Consider the following 16,134-nt stretch of genomic DNA (forward strand, 5'->3'; position numbering starts at 1 on the left):
AAAAATAGCAATGAGAGACGAATATTTTATGAAAATTAAAAATCGAATGCTATTGCGTTCGATGGAATTATGGGGCATTAAAGATAAAAGGAGTGTAGATCCTATTTTAGACTTGCTTTTACATACTTTTGCTTATGAAATATCAAAATTACACCAACAAATAGATGTTTCAGATAAAGAATTATTAGATAGGTTATCCAGAATTTTGGTAAGTAACAAGTGGTCCTTACCATCACCTTCACATGCTTTATTAAAAGCTCAGCCGGAAGACGATACGACACAATTAAATGTTTCAGATCATTTTTATTGCTCAAAGAGAAGATTTGGAGAAGATAAGTTAGATGTTTTTTTTACTCCAATTATTACAAAAAAGCTAATAAATGCATCTATTAAATATTTAGGGTACGATGATAAGTTGTTGGTTTGTGAAAACCGATTTGGTAACATGGAGGATGCTCTTTATTTATCTGAAGAAAAGAAAATTAAAGATTACGAACTTTGGTTTGGTGTTGAAATTTTAGATGATTTATTGGAAGAAACTAATAATCTATCTCTTTGTTTTATACTAAAAGATACTTCGCTTTTACCTTTTTTAAAAACAATGAAGGTGTATGATGTTGATGAGAATGAAATGTTTCTAGATAAGGAAGTTTTAATAAATAACAACAAAGAAGTTCACTACTTTGAAGATGTAATTTCTTTTTATGAAGACTGTTTTTATACTTTAAATTTAAATGAGTCTTGTAGACAACAAAAAACAATAAATGAATTATTTGGAGAGCAAACTGATTTTTTTATTGAGCCTGAAGATTTAGATAAAAAGCTTTTATGGTTTAAAGTAAAGTTACCAGAAGTTTTTTCTAGAGAGAAACTACAAGGAATAGAGGTAAGTTTAAATACTTTTCCAGTAGTTAATAGAAAGTTAGAGTATAAACAACATAACTTTAGAAAAAATGGAAGGATCTTATCGGTACTGAGTGAAGGTGAAAACTACTTTTTAAATATAGAAAGTTTAAGTGATGATAAAGGAAATAGTTATAGTAACGTTATAGAAAACTCTACAGAAAGTCTTGAAGGAGGTTATTCTCTCTACTTTGGAGACATAGGAAGGTTTGATACAAGAAGTGCTAAGATGATGTTAAGTAAAACTTCTCAAACTGTAAGAGAAGAGGGTAGTGCTTTTTCTGCAATAGGGTATGATATTATTCAAGCATATTTAGATGATTTGCATGAAAAACTAGATGAGATTGATAAGAAAATTCATTTAGAGTTTGGTGAGGTTAATGCAAATAATAACAAAACATTTTTGTTAACCTATCCACATAAAGATGCCTTTAATTATGAATTTCAGTATTGGCTAACTAATGCAAACCACGCAAATGATATCAATACTAGTTATACTTTTAATCAGTATAGAACAGGTAAGTTTATTGATAGTAAAATAAAACTCAAAACAGATACAATAGGTGGGCATATAAGAAAAGAGGAGCACGACAAAATAAATGGACTGCGCTATGGGTTACTTACTAGAGAAAGAATTGTAACTAGAGAAGATGTTAAAAGTTTTATAAACAATAAAATAGGGCATTTTGTTGAGAGCCTTTCTATAAAAGATGGTGTTGCAATATCAAAAGAAAAGAAAAAAGGATTAATTAGAACTACAGATATATACATAAAAACTAAGAGAGAGTTAATTTCTGAAGAAAAACAAAACCTTTTCAGTTATTATCTTGAAAAAGAATTAGAAAAAAGATCAATATCAAATATAACATATAAAGTATTTTTTATAAAAAAATGATAGAAAAAGATTACAGTTCAAGTGCTTTATCAAGCATAAAAAGAGCTAAAAGTATTGCTTACAGAGAAAATCAAAGTACCTATGGTGTTAGTCATTTAATAACATCGCTAATTAATGAACCAACTGGTTTAGAAGAGATTATTGATAGCATGGGTAAAGATGCTAACTATATTCTTGAGTGGTTTGAGGTAATGAAAGAAATGTATAAGTCAACTCCACTAAAAGCTTCTGGAGATGTAAATCCAGACCATGAAGTTGCTAAGGTTTTCGAAGAATCTGAACGTTCAAAAATTAAATTAGGAACGGAAAATATTGATGCCTTATGTATTTTTACAGCAGTTGTAAGAGAGGGAGTTGTGTATTCTGGACAACAAATAGAAACATTAGGTATAACAGAACAAGATATTTTAAATCATTACAATGCTAATACTCCCACTTTTTTAGAATCAAACGTTAAGGAAAATATTTCTGCAATAAGTTCCTATATCGAAGACCTTCAAACAGAAGAGGTAATACAAAAAGGAAACTTAATCTTAGGTAGAGAAAAAGAAGTTCGATTGATTTTAGAAAATTTTGAAAGATCAGAAAGCAAGGGAGTTATTTTAGTAGGAGATTCAGGTATAGGAAAAACAGCAACAGTAAACTACTTCGTAAGAGAATTGAGTAATAGTACAGATGAGTATTTGAAAAGTCACTTAGTGTTTAAACTCAATGTCCCAAAATTATTAGCAGGAGCAAGCTCTGAAAATGATGTAAATAAGAAAATATCAGAACTATTTGAGAAATTAGAGTCTATTGATGCTCCTTCCATATTAGTTATTGATGATCTTCATGTATTGCTTGAAAACGCATCAGGAAAAACCAATGCTATTGTTAATATTTTAAACGCTCAATTAAGTGAAGGGCGTATTAATATGATTTTTACAATTAATTCAGATTCATACAGGAAAAATCTTGAAAGACACCCTATAGATGGTAAATTAGAAATATTGAAGCTAGAGGAATTAGGTAGCCTAGAGATGTTAAAGTGTTTACATAGACATAAAAAAAGGTTGGAACTACATTTTGATATTAAAATTTCAGATAGAGCAATTGAGGAATCTATACATCTTTCAAAAAGGTATTTTAAGGAAAAGAAGTTACCTTATGGTGCAATAGATTTAATAGATAAAACTGTAGCAGCTGTAAAGATGAGCAACGCTACGGTATTAACAGAGGTTAGAAAAATAGAAAAAGAGTTTAATGAAGTTAAAGACTCGGAAAAGTTTGAATTTTCAGATTTACAATTAATATACAATACTATTTATAGAAAAGTTAGTGTTATTCAAACCTCAAAAGTTACCAAGTCATTTAATTTAGTATCTGATAATCCAGATTTACAACAAGAAATATCGAAGGTTGATGAATTCTTATCAATGTTAAAAGAGCTAGCTAAGACGCCTATTGATATTGTAAGTGAAATGAATATTGAAGCTGTTGTATCAGAAATTACAGGCATTCCTTTAGGAAAAATTCAAACAGAAGAAAAAGAACGTCTTTTAAATATTGATAAAAAGTTACAAGAAAGAGTTAAAGGGCAGTCAAACGCTATTCAAACACTCTCTGATGCTATTATTGAATCGCGAAGTGGACTTAGTAACCCTAAACAACCAATTGGTTCTTTCTTCTTTTTAGGACCTACTGGAACAGGAAAAACTGAATTAACTAAATCATTAGCAGAGTTACTATTTGATGATGAAACAGCAATGATTCGTTTTGATATGTCTGAATTTAAAGAGGAACATTCAGCAGCGCTACTTTATGGGGCACCTCCAGGTTATGTAGGATATGAAGAAGGAGGGATGTTAGTAACAAAAATTAGACAGCGTCCATATTCAGTAGTTTTATTTGATGAAATTGAAAAAGCTCACAGTTCTGTGTATGATGTTTTTCTACAATTAATGGATGAAGGAGTAATTCATGATAAATTAGGAAGAGAAGGAGATTTCTCTAATGCGATTGTCATTTTTACATCTAACATAGGTAGTCAATGGATTGCTGAGCAAATAACAGGAGGAAAAATTCCGACCTCAAATGAGTTAATAGAGGTAATGGCACAACACTTTAGACCAGAATTTTTAGGGAGGTTAACAGAAGTAGTTCCATTTGCGCCAATAAATCAAAAAGTAGCACAAGATATTTTAGTAATACACTTTAATAAACTAAGAAAGCAATTAGAACAACAAAAACAAATAGTGTTAGATATTTCTGATGAAGCTTTAGAGTTCTTGTCAAAAAAAGGATTTTCTCAAAAGTATGGAGCCAGACCCATTGCAGGAGTTGTAAGAACATACGTGAAAAAGATAATATCTAAAATGATAGTTTCTGAACAGGTAAATAAAGGAGATCATGTATTATTAGATTATAAAAACAATAATCTTGTATGGGAGCTAGTGTAAATGAAAATGATACCGTTATAGACGAGCTTGTTCGTAATATGACATCTAACTTTATAGGTGAGGTTTTTATTGAAGAATTAGAGTTTTTATTAAAAAAAGATGTCTCAGAAGTATTAATTGTGAAAAATCACGGTATGAATACTAGAGCTCAATCTAAAGATGTTTTGTCTATTAATTCAAATTTTATTGCTAAAGACACAGGGTTTGAAGAGAACTTAGTAGTAAATTTAAGTAGAAATAGTATATATCATCAGTTACCAGAAATATTATTTTACCCTCTTTCCTTAGGGGTTAATTCAGATAATAAGAAGGAAGTAGTTGATACAATTCGTAGAAATAGGGAAAAAGAAAAAGGAGATATTAATTTTTTTACACTATTTGATACAGAAATATTTAAAGAAAGAGTTAGGATTAATAATAGAAGCTTAAACTTTTTTTCAGACAAAAAATCAAAACAAAACCTATTAAATATTTTTAAACAAATTATAGGTTTTGATATAGAAATATCAGATGAGTCATTGTATAAACTATTTCTTAATTTATGTAAGTCTGAGTTTTTTAAAGAGAATTTAGTCGAGTTAGAAAAACTAATACAAATTGTTTTAGGCTTAAAAGTAGAGCTTAGTTATATACCTTGTGCTATAAAAGAATCTCCTTTTTTAAGTTTAGGAGATGCTGTTTTAGGAGTAGATCTAGGTTTAAGTGGTGAGGTTTATAGTGAGATAGATGATGTTAAAGTAGTTGTGGTATTAGAAAAAGAAGTAGAAAACTTTAAAGTTTTAGAAAAAAGTGTTTTACAAATAAAGGAAGTGTTAAACTTCTTTTTAATTTCCTCAAGAAAAATTCATATCACTTATAAAACAAACTCTGATCAATCTTTTGTTTTATCAGAAAGATTTTTAGGGTATGATTCATATTTAACTAAATAAGAAAAGAAAAAGTTATGAACATAATAATAGTATATTTTTTAAAATTTCTTTTAGCACCATTAATAGCTATTGTTTCTTTAATGGTATTAAATAACATAGTAAAAGCAAAAAAATCGTTTAATATAAAAAAGGCAATAGTCTTGGTTTTATTGCTAACTATAGTTCTAGTAGCCCCAGTTTTAATTAGTTTATTAAAATATGAATTTGTTTGGGTAGGGTTGATACTCACAGTTTTGTGTTATCTTTTTATAGGTGTGTTTTTCATGCTTTTTCAAAATACAAAGTTTTACAAATCTATAGGCCTAGATAATAAATTCCATACACTATTTTTTGCTTTTATAGTAATGCTTCTTTCAGGGTGGCTGTATTATCTAATTTTTGAAAAAATAAGTAATTTACCTTACGCACTTTGGGCAATGTTATCAATAATTTGGTTTGTGTTACCATTACTATACACAATGTCTTTAGAATACTTTTTAAACATATCAAAACCATTTTATAAAGCCTGGAATGTTTCAGATAATGGAGTTAGTGATATGTATTGGGATAATGTAGACGTTTTTAAATTAATACAAGTAACAGTAAAAATTAAAAGAAATCCAGAAGATAAAAACTACAGTTCTTTTTCAGTAAAGTTACCCATGGAGGTATCAGTAGGTATGTGGTTTAATCGATTTATAGAAGATCAAAACTTTAGATTTCCTGATAGAATGATTGATACTTATTTGGAGGGAGAGCCAATTGGTTGGATTTTTTACACAAACAAATGGTTTAATTTTCCTCTTTTTACAAAAGTCTTAGACGCTGAAAAAGACGGGAAGTTTAATAAAATAAGGAATAAACAAACTATATATATAAGAAGAACTGCATTAAACACCATTGAAGATGAATAAGAAAAATAATAAAATGAATTACTTACCAATAAATTGGACTGACGGAGTAAAAATATCTGCAGAACATTTTTTTAAAAATTATAACAACACAATTGAAACCATAAAAGACTACAATTCGGTTTCTCTTAAAAATTATGAATATGGATTAGTTGATGGAGGAACTAATTTTGAAAACCTACAATTAGATGTTTTAAACGATGGAGATAACTCTTTAGTAATAAAACTGAAATCTTGTAACGCCATCACAGAAAAAGGATACAGGATTATGTATCACCGAGATTTGTATGGGGCAAATTCACCATCAGTAACATTAAAAACATCTGATTTTGATAAAACAGAAAGCGAAGAATTTTATATAATGCTTTCGCTATCTCCATTTGAGTATTTACCAGTAGGTATTCCAGACCCTGAAGTTATACCTTTACATCATCCTAATGTATTACCTAAATTAGAACTACATACACTTCCAGTTTCAAAAATTAATACTAGCTTTTTAAAAGAACACTTTTTGGTCATAGGAAAGGTGTTATGGACAAATGGATTGTTTTCTATTGATGAAAGTTATGTGCCTCCTGTTGTTAATTTAACATCTAATGAAAGGTTAGAAGGATTTGGAAAAGGGTTATTACAAATGCTTATTAAGTCTAAAAACTATTCGATTAAAATTTTCAAAAAAAATAATGGGCAAAAAAGCAGTAATAAATTAGTAGCCAATACCTTTTCAATTTGCAGTAAACTGCAAGAGTACTACAGTGATAATATTTTTAATTTAGAAAATATTTCTACTAGTAGATCACCTATGTATTTGGTTGATAGGTTAGTGGTGTTAGCAAATAAGCTTTCTATTTGCTTGAGTATTATGGATGATAAAGAGAAAGAGCAATTACTACAATATTATTATCAATGGACAGACATTAAGCCTTCTGTTTTCCTTGATGCAATAGTTGATGCTGTAAACGTTAAGTACAACCATATTGAGATAGCAGAAACGTTTGATGTGCTAAATAGGTTTGTAGTTATGTTGGAGCGCGTATTTAAAAAGATGAGTGAACTAGAGTATATAGGACAAAGAAAAGATAATATCGTAATTAATGAAGAGTCTGGAGCGCAATTCAATAGAAATAGAGGTAAAAATAGTACTTGGAGTATAATTGATTAATATAAATTTCTTATGAAAGCTTTAAATCACAAAGAAAGGAGAAAACAAATACTTAAGTTTTTTGCATCATTCTCTTTAACAGCAGTAGTCGTATTCTTTTGTTTATATGTCACTTTAATTATAGCAGAAAAAGGGGTTGTTTTAATTGAGAGTAAACAATCTCATTACAATGAAGTTTTTAAAAAACAAGCTATGTTAAATTTTAAAATGGAAGAGCTTTTTAAAAACCTATATAGTTTAAAAAATAAAAGAAGGAATATTGGAGAATATAGGCAAATGCAGAAGATTATAACTAACACCAGAGTAGAAATAAGACAAAGTATAGATAGTACAAAAAAAGAAAACAACTATTACAAAATTTACGGTGAGTTTTTGTCTGAAATAAGGAATATACAATCACTTCTTGAAAATTATAACAAAGAAGTTAATACAAGAGAAGCCAATAAAGAACAATTAGAAAAGTGCAGAGAGAAATATAAAGATTTAAATAAAAATTTAAATAAAGAGTAAGCTATGGATAAACATGAGATTTTTTGGGAAAAAATAAGGTTTTCTCTTTTGTTTATAATAATTTCTACAGTAGTGTTTATAATACTAACTAAATTTATATTTAAAGTGCCTGTAGTAGAAAGCAAAGAGCTGCTAAATAGTATTGACGCTTCAGAAGAAATTTTTGATATTCAGGAAGAATACACAAAAAAAATAAAAAATACACATAAAAAAATTCAAGAAATACCTTTTGATGTTATTCAAATTCAGGTATTAGACGAGTTAGATAAGGAAATTCAACAATACAAAAAAATTTATAGAGATAACGATATGAATAATAGATATATATTCGGAGTTCAATCATCAAAAACGCTTAAAATGTTTTTCGATTTGAGTGAAGAATACAATGCTTTAAAAAGGAATAATAAAGTTCTGAAAGAAAATCTAGAAGAATGTAAAGCTAATATTTAAATAAAAGAATATGTCTAATAAATTTAAATTATCAGCTTTAATTTTTATAGCTTTATTAGTATTAATACTGGCCATATTTGCACCTTATAAATCAAGACTCAGTAATTTAGATTTTTACGTGTCTGAATCTAATAGTAACTACCAGTTTGAGGTTGGTGAAAAACTGTTTTTCCTTTTAAATGATACGAGTTTAGTTGAAGGAAGAAAAGTGGTGTGGCATATGGGAAATGGAGATTCTATAGTAAAACCAGGAAATATCGATTATAAATACCGTAAAGAAGGTAAGTATTTAGTATCAATAAAAATAAACGATAAGTTTACTGTTTCAAAACAAATAGGTATAGTTTCTTTACCAAAACTATCACCTAGAGACTCTTTGGTTACATTGCATGGCGTAGATGAAGGTTATGTAGGAGAAGAATTAGTGTTTTTTACCGAGGGAAAAGGAATAAATACCTGGTATTGGGAGTTTGGAGAAACAGGTACAGTTGATGCTTATGAAGAACAAGTAATTTACAGATATAGTAAACCAGGAGACTACAGGGTAAAACTTCAAACAAATACATTAAAATACCCAATATTTCATAATATAAAGATTTTACCAAGATTTGAAAAAGTTGAGGAATTAGAAAAAGTAGACTCTTTAGGGGTTGTGCAAAATGATATTAGAAAAAGACTTCAAGCAATAGCAGATAGCAAGGTTACAGATAGAGAAACTTTTTATAAAAACTTAAATTATATAAAAAATAACTATACATGTAATCAAGCAGAAGACATACTTGTAATTGTTAATGGAGGAAGGTATAATGACTTTTTTAGTTACTGCCAAGGTTTACACTATTTAGAAAATAAGAAAAGAAGCAAAATAATTATAAATAAAGTTGAAATAGATACAATTAAATGTTTCAAAAGATTAAATGTAACACAAAGTTTACTAAGATAATAATGCAAAAAAAAATAACACTTTTTATTTTTTTGCTGTTGCTATATTCCTTCCCTATTGTATCACAAACTATAGGGAAATATGAGAAAGTAAAAGAAGTAAAAACTGATAGGTTTAACTATCTAAAAAAAGCAAAAACGAAGCACGATGCTTCGTTAAAAATGGTCTTTTCAGATAGAGAGGAAAACTCTTTTTATAAAGGACCATATGTGCAAGAAAAGTTTAAGAAAAAAGGATTACTTACTCCGTTGTATGTAATTGATGAAAAAGAAAACTCGTATGAAGTAGTAGTAGCCAACCCAGATCAAATAGGAAAACCCAAAGGATTGTTTTCTATGTTCTATGGAGATAAGTTTAACTTTAAAGATTCAGAGCAAGTAGAATATTTAGGATGGATTCCTACAAGTAATGTAATAGAGTATAATCATTCGTTTTTAGAAACATGTAATAATAAACCTATAAAATATAAGGTAGGAACAGATAAAACGTTACGACTTTTTGATTTGAAACCATATATGGAAGTAGACTCTGTAAATGTGTTTAAAGATCCCTTTTTTAGAACAAAGTCAAACAAAAAGTTAGTGTCTAATCAAATTGTATACCCTTATAAGTATGATGAAAAAGGGAAAGCAGTATTTGTGTCAGATAAACCCGTTTTAAAAGACTCTATTTCTCAAACAGTAGGTTGGATACCATCAAACTTAATTACACGTATTGGACAAAGTCAAGTATATGTTATAAATGACACTGATAGTTTATTGGCAGTTAGTAATAAAGATACAATTCAACTTACAGGTGAAGATGTATTGTCTAAATACTTATATACAGGATATAAAAACTTAAAAACAGATGTTACTAAAGACTTGATAGCTCCAGTACATGTTTGGAATCATGATAAAAATAAACTTATTAATGTAAAAGGAAATAGCTTTTATACAAAAGAAATAAAATTTATGAAAGAGGAGTCGAAGGTAGTAAACTTCCATTTTATTTCTAAAAATGAGGAAAGCGAACATCTAAAAAAAATATTGAACTCATTACAAAGTTTATACATAACCTTATTTCAAGAACCTACTGAAGCTCAATACAGTTTTTCTGCAATTTTAGTCGATAGAAAAGGAACAGCAATATTAGAAAAAACAAGCTCTTTTTCAGAGTGGATTAGCTTTGTTGAATCTTTTATAGAAAGTAATCAAAACAATTTAGCTGTAGAATACGTTGAAAAAACAATGTCTATTCCCAAAGCAGTAAATTATGTAATAGATAATTTTTCAGATGAAAATAAGCGTTTTGAAAACAATTTCTTCATCATTGCTTCAAGCAAAGAAAACACGAATGATATTAAAAGGCAAAAAGATACTTTTTTTGAAAAAATAGCTAAAAAATCACCTAAAATTATTTTTGCACAATTAGACAATAATCAAAGTGTAAGATCTCAGAATTATATATTAGGAAGCAAAGAGTTTTTGTATAAAACAGGAAAATATTATAATGAATTTATCAAGAATTTTATTGTGGATAATGAAATTATAGTAGAAAACAATATCCTAAAAAAGATACCTGCTGATGAAGATAATATTTATGTGTACGATGCTCCAGATAATAGCCTTTTTAATGGAGGCGTTATTTTTCCAAGAATAGAAAGTTCATTAACTCCTCTATCTTTAGAAAAAGCGATAGATACTGTTTTAAAAAGATCTACATTAACAAATAATAAGCTTATATCCTCGTTAAATTACTTTAATAAAAAACTAGGAGTTTTAAGAAGTGAACCAAGCACAACGATAAAAACAAGATATAAAGAGTTAAATACAGACAGCTTACGTCTTTTTCAATTAAGCAGAAACAATTTACATGAAGTATTGTACCAAAAAGTATCATTACTTAACGATAGTATAATAAAAAAAGGCTATGTCTTAGATAAAGATGAAATTATAGAATTAATAGAAAATTATCGCAGCACATTTCCTCAAATGGCAAAACCCATTACAAGAAAAAAGCGAAGAGTAATAAAACGATTGTACCAAAAACAAATAAAAATATTAAACAAAGCTGCCTATAGATATGTTTTAAGTAGAAAAGCAACAATAGCAGATTTATTTTACTTTAAATCAGGAATTCCTTTAAATCATGAAGGATATTACTGTTTAGGAATATATAAATTGCCAAGAAAAAGAGTAGGAAAAAATGGTTTTGAAAAGTTTTATTTTCAACAATATGAAAAAATAGATAAATTAGAAGAATTATTTTTAAAAAATAAGTTGCAAAAAGTAGAAGAAGGTTATAGAAGTGAAGTGTACTTTATACCTTTAGAACTGTTGCCCTAGTTAATAGTTAGGAAGAACCCCGAAAATTGCCTAAAAATGAATGTTAAAGCAAAGCTATTTGTATGTGGAGAAGAACGAGAACTTTTCAATACAAATTTAAATTACAATCGGCTTATTGATTGGAACGGAAAACCTACCTCTGCCTTAATGGGAGGAATCATCTCAGTTACATTTGAATCGCAAATGTATGATGATAGTTTTTTAGAGTGGATAATCGCAGACAGAACCGAAAACAAAAAAATACCATATCCTTTTGACTTATATCAGTTAAGAGACGGTAAAATTGTTTTTTATCAAGATGATTATGACGGATTAGAAATTTTTGAATACAACTTTCAAGATGGTACACTCATCAATTACCATGAAAGGTTTTGTAATCAGTCAGGTATGCAGGTAACTCTAACCATATCTCCAGCTATGCAAGACTATCGATTTTTTAATAACTCTAGCTGGAGTAAAAAAAGTACTACACGTTATATAAAACACTGGCAAGAAAGTTTTATACCAATAAAAGAAGCTACACCATACAAAGCTAAAGAAGATACAACACCGCGTTTTACTTGTTACTATACCGACCTTGAAGGTAATAAACAAGCAGAACCACATACAGGAGAAGAAGTGTACTTAGTATTGAAAACAGAAAATGCTATAGGACAAACAATAGATATTGATTTAAGTAACCACACCAAAGATTTTGTATACAACGATAAGGTTATAGAAAACGATATTATAAAAGATTTTAAGGTAACTAGTAGCGAACATAAATTGAAGTTACGTGTAGTTGTTCAACAAGAAGGAGAAAGAGAAACAATACAAAATTAATTAGCTATGGCAACATTAACCGTAAAACCAAGTAATACTCTGAAAATTAAAACCCAACGAGTAAAAAAAGCTTATTTGGCAAAAAAAGAGATTAAAGGTACTGAGAAAACAGGAGAAACAGAAAGTTATACTTTCAAAGGGAGCAATAATACAAGTACAAAAGCTCGTAAGGAAAAGATAGCAACAATTATTTATAAAAACATTAAGGGAGGTTTACAAAAAAAGCAACAGCAGACAACAGTTGCTCACATAGTAGAGGTACTTAAAAAAGACTCATATACAAAAGGAGATTGTATTGATATTCCTTTAATTCTGCCAAAAATAGAGTTTACAAAACTAGCTAATGCTAATTTAGGAGATGAGGTGTATATGGTAGTTGAAACCGAAAATATGGCTAATAAACGCATAAAGTTAAGTTTAAAACAAGCCGAAAAAAAATGTTTAGTAGAAAAAGATAGTCCTATAGTTTTACAGCAAGATGGTAAAAAGACTAGTGTTATTGAAACGTATGTAAGTAGATTTACAGAGCAAAATAAAAAGAACATATCAAATGCTGAAGATTTTAGAAACTTTGCAATAGACGCAGTTACACTATCACCTAAAGAAGAGAAAGATCAGAAAAAATACAGAGAAGCTCTAAATAAAACAACCGATAAAAAAACGAAGCTGTTTATGGTTGTAGATGCAGAGTCTGCAAATCAAAATTGGTTTGAAGTAAAATATGAGGAAATTTTTGATAACCGTCCGAACTACTGGTATTATGGAGAAGGAAATTGGTTTGAGTTAATAAATCAAAATATCATAAATATTTATCATACGGGAGAAATAAGTAAACTAGATTTTAAAGGATTGAAAGAAGTGAGTTATATCTATCATGATAAAGAAGGAGGCAAACATAGTTTAGGAAACTTTGATGTTATTGAAGTAGATAAACTTAAAAAGGGGAAAACATTATCATCTAATAGATTTAGAGAAGATGAGGAAAAGGAGGAAGATAAACAGACAGCTGTAAAGACTATAACATATGATAAAGAAGGGGTTGATGCAGAAGAAACAAGGATTTATTCAGATGGAGATATAATAACAAAAGGGAGCTTTAGAATTAAGTATAGAATATATGAGAAAGGCACAGGGAAAGTAAAATTAGTCAAAATGAAAGAGGTGAACTATTCAAAAGGAAATACAAAAATAAAATTTACTTTTCATGAAACATTAAGAGTTTATTCTAATCCAGAACTATTTGCAGGATTTCTTGGAGCTCTTGCGAAATGTGGATTTAATGATGTTAAATCCACTGGGTCATCTTATGAAGATTCTAGCTGTTATCCTAGTACAACTCATGTTAATGGACAAAGTATTGACACATGTTATTTAAGCAAAAAAACGGATGAACAAAAATTTATTAATGCTTTATGGGACTTTGGGTTTAAGTTACACTATGTAGGTAGTAGTATGAGTTATACACATGGAACCAAAGATAAATATCATAACGATCATCTACATTCAGGTAGCTTTACTCCAAATTATAAGAAATAATGAGAAGGATAATAATTTTTCTGCTTGTTTTGACTGTTTCTTGTAAACAACAAAATAACAACAAAAGAAACCAAAAACTGATTGCTAAAAATGAGCAATCAAAACCCCCCAAGGTTAATAATTTACCTTTTGGAAATGAAGATTTAATTAAATATGAATACAATGACCTAGGTTGGTTTGATGAATTGCATTTCGGAAAAGCAATTTTAGGGTATAGAAAATTAAAAGAGCTAAACCCTAAAATAGAGGGAGAAGGATTAGAAATCCCAGATATAAAAAAAACATTTTATTTACCAAATAATATTAAAATAGAGTATATTGAAAGGAATACTGTGAATTATCCATATGGGGTGTTATATAGAACAGGAAACTATTCACTTTGTTATGTAACCACGATAGGAAAGGACATGTCTGAAAAAGTATTCAATGCTGAAAGTGAAGAAGCCAATAGAGGATATTTAGTAACAATAGATTCTCAAAATAATATAATAGCAGAAATAGAAGTTTTAAATACTACTGAGTATTTTACACAAAGCTATAAGGGTGAATATTTAGGGGCTATGTATATACAGAATGAAAAAGTATTTTTTGTTGATGAAAACTTACACATATATGTATATGATTTTCTAGTTAAAGGACATGACTTAAGCTCTGAATATAAATTGTTAAGTTCAGAAGAGTTTACAGTAAATGATACAGGTTCTTTTATAAAGAAGAGTAAATAGTTTTTATTATAAAGAGTAGATTAAACTATCAAATGTTTATGGTAAAAAATTTATTAAAGAGAAAAAGTAGTTTAATAATGCTACTCTTGATAGTTTTTATCTCATGTAAACAAAATAATAAAAGTTTCTCAACTAGAGAAAATATAAAAAATGATGAAAAGTATATTTATTCTTTCGCTTCTTTTTTTAACACAATGTACTACCAATGTAAATAAAAAAGAAGATAAAGGGAACACTAATAAAGAGGAAGTGAAGAAAAGTGGTAATAAAAGTTTTGCTTATAAAGTAAAGTTTATAGAAAATAAAATTTTTGAAAATAACTGTGATAAAGATATTGTAGAAGAGCAAAATACTATTAAAAATATTGAATACTATATTCAATTAAATACTGATAGTTTAAATGTTTTAAGTCCTGATGAAGATAGATTATTATATAAAACAACAATAGAAAAAATTAATAGTTCAACTAAAAAGTATCAGCCTTCTTATTATTATTTTTTGTTAGAAAATAAAGATGAAGACATTAAAAGGACTTTTTTTTCAGAGAATTATCTATATGAAAGAGTAAAATCTAATTATAAAGAGATTGACTTTTTTATACTGTTAAATAAAATATTTGATGAAACTATAGAAGGAGACATTAGTCCTATAGGTTACAATTTAGAATTACTCACTTATAATAACATTCAGAATAAATTAATAGATAGAGTAAGGTTGGTTACATCTGGGATTGGGTTAGAAGATGTTTCTTATCATGAGTGTTTTACAATAGATTCTAATAATATTATTGTTTATAGTTATAATTCAATGGAGGATGAATCTATATTTATAAGAAGAGAAATAATGTTAAAAGATGATGGAATGTTTCATGAAAATAAAGCAAAAGTAGAAGTTTCCAACTAGGAGAGGAATTAGAGTCTTGAATATTTTAGATTAGTAAAAAACTAAAATAGATTTCAATATGAAATACACTAAATTAATTATTCTATTACTTTTTATAAGTTGTAAAACAGCAATAAAATGGGATATAGAAAACGAAAAAAAATGTTCTATAAATCTCCAAATACCAATAAAAAGTTAGAAGGTAAAGAGCTCAAAAAAGAAATTCGTAAAGGCTTTGAAAGTTCGACGTATAAACAAAAGCTTGAATGTGAGTTGCTTGAGCCAATTGTGAAAGCATTCAAAGATTCTGATTTCCAAAGCCTACAAATTATTGATACAAAAAAAAGATTAGATACTGTTATAAAATTTAAACCTAAAGGTTATAGCTATAAAATTAGTTCTTATTTTAAATCTAAGTTAGGTAAAGCTACTGCATTAGACCATCATATAAATAGACCTGCTTATGTTAAAACCGATTTGGGAAAAGCTTTAGATAATTTTTATACTAAGAAGGATAAAGAAATAGAAGATTTTAATAAGAAAGAGAAAGATGAAAAAAAACATAAAACCAAGATTTCAAGAAATCCAGACGATTGGGGAAATAGTCATTCCGAATATGAGAAGGAAATATTAGATGATTATGGAGTTAATAGAAGAATGTCCAAAAGTAATGGAGTTAGTGTCGCTCCAAGTAGATATAATCACTTGAAAACAGAACTATA

Annotated in this window: 14 protein-coding genes; all 14 read left to right on the forward strand. The window is 28.2% G+C overall.

What is annotated here, in order from left to right; all coding sequences use genetic code 11:
- Nucleotides 1–10 precede the first annotated feature (10 nt).
- On the forward strand, nucleotides 11–1,798 hold the full coding sequence (locus tag OU788_RS02775) for a hypothetical protein (protein WP_274633745.1): 1,788 nt from the start codon (nucleotides 11–13) through the stop codon (nucleotides 1,796–1,798).
- The gene (locus tag OU788_RS02780) at nucleotides 1,795–4,236 is read left to right on the forward strand and encodes an AAA family ATPase (protein ID WP_274633746.1); all 2,442 of its coding nucleotides are present in this window, start codon (nucleotides 1,795–1,797) and stop codon (nucleotides 4,234–4,236) included. The genes OU788_RS02775 and OU788_RS02780 overlap by 4 nt, the downstream gene beginning before the upstream one ends.
- The gene (locus OU788_RS02785; protein WP_073184337.1) at nucleotides 4,221–5,165 is read left to right on the forward strand and encodes a hypothetical protein; all 945 of its coding nucleotides are present in this window, start codon (nucleotides 4,221–4,223) and stop codon (nucleotides 5,163–5,165) included. The genes OU788_RS02780 and OU788_RS02785 overlap by 16 nt, the downstream gene beginning before the upstream one ends.
- A gap of 14 nt (nucleotides 5,166–5,179) precedes the next feature.
- Nucleotides 5,180–6,058 (forward strand): TssN family type VI secretion system protein, encoded by an 879-nt coding sequence (locus OU788_RS02790; RefSeq protein ID WP_047790412.1) that lies wholly within the window; start codon nucleotides 5,180–5,182, stop codon nucleotides 6,056–6,058.
- On the forward strand, nucleotides 6,051–7,217 hold the full coding sequence (locus OU788_RS02795; protein ID WP_047790413.1) for a hypothetical protein: 1,167 nt from the start codon (nucleotides 6,051–6,053) through the stop codon (nucleotides 7,215–7,217). The genes OU788_RS02790 and OU788_RS02795 overlap by 8 nt, the downstream gene beginning before the upstream one ends.
- Before the next feature lie 12 nt (nucleotides 7,218–7,229).
- Nucleotides 7,230–7,727, forward strand: a complete 498-nt coding sequence (gene tssO, locus OU788_RS02800; protein WP_047790414.1) for a type VI secretion system TssO — start codon at nucleotides 7,230–7,232, stop codon at nucleotides 7,725–7,727.
- A gap of 3 nt (nucleotides 7,728–7,730) precedes the next feature.
- A complete protein-coding gene (gene tssO, locus OU788_RS02805; RefSeq protein ID WP_047790415.1) occupies nucleotides 7,731–8,177 on the forward strand; it encodes a type VI secretion system TssO in 447 nt (148 codons plus the stop codon).
- Nucleotides 8,178–8,187: 10 nt separating this feature from the next.
- On the forward strand, nucleotides 8,188–9,120 hold the full coding sequence (locus OU788_RS02810) for a PKD domain-containing protein (protein WP_274633747.1): 933 nt from the start codon (nucleotides 8,188–8,190) through the stop codon (nucleotides 9,118–9,120).
- Nucleotides 9,121–9,122: 2 nt separating this feature from the next.
- Nucleotides 9,123–11,447 (forward strand): type VI secretion system protein TssR domain-containing protein, encoded by a 2,325-nt coding sequence (gene tssR, locus OU788_RS02815; RefSeq protein WP_274633748.1) that lies wholly within the window; start codon nucleotides 9,123–9,125, stop codon nucleotides 11,445–11,447.
- Between the two features lie 36 nt (nucleotides 11,448–11,483).
- Complete coding sequence (gene tssD / locus OU788_RS02820) at nucleotides 11,484–12,269, forward strand: type VI secretion system tube protein TssD (RefSeq protein ID WP_274633749.1); 786 nt, start codon at nucleotides 11,484–11,486, stop codon at nucleotides 12,267–12,269.
- Nucleotides 12,270–12,275: 6 nt separating this feature from the next.
- The gene (locus OU788_RS02825) at nucleotides 12,276–13,805 is read left to right on the forward strand and encodes a hypothetical protein (protein WP_274633750.1); all 1,530 of its coding nucleotides are present in this window, start codon (nucleotides 12,276–12,278) and stop codon (nucleotides 13,803–13,805) included.
- Nucleotides 13,805–14,530, forward strand: coding sequence for a hypothetical protein (locus tag OU788_RS02830; RefSeq protein WP_274633751.1), 726 nt, complete (start codon nucleotides 13,805–13,807; stop codon nucleotides 14,528–14,530). The genes OU788_RS02825 and OU788_RS02830 overlap by 1 nt, the downstream gene beginning before the upstream one ends.
- A gap of 150 nt (nucleotides 14,531–14,680) precedes the next feature.
- Entirely contained in the window at nucleotides 14,681–15,433 is a 753-nt protein-coding gene (locus tag OU788_RS02835; RefSeq protein ID WP_156167116.1) for a hypothetical protein, read from the forward strand.
- 117 nt (nucleotides 15,434–15,550) lie between these two features.
- Nucleotides 15,551–16,134, forward strand: a 584-nt coding sequence (locus OU788_RS02840) for a hypothetical protein (RefSeq protein ID WP_274633752.1), incomplete at its 3' end; no start/stop codon positions are given.

It is taken from the genome of Tenacibaculum sp. L6 (assembly GCF_028823685.1).
Lineage (GTDB): Bacteria > Bacteroidota > Bacteroidia > Flavobacteriales > Flavobacteriaceae > Polaribacter.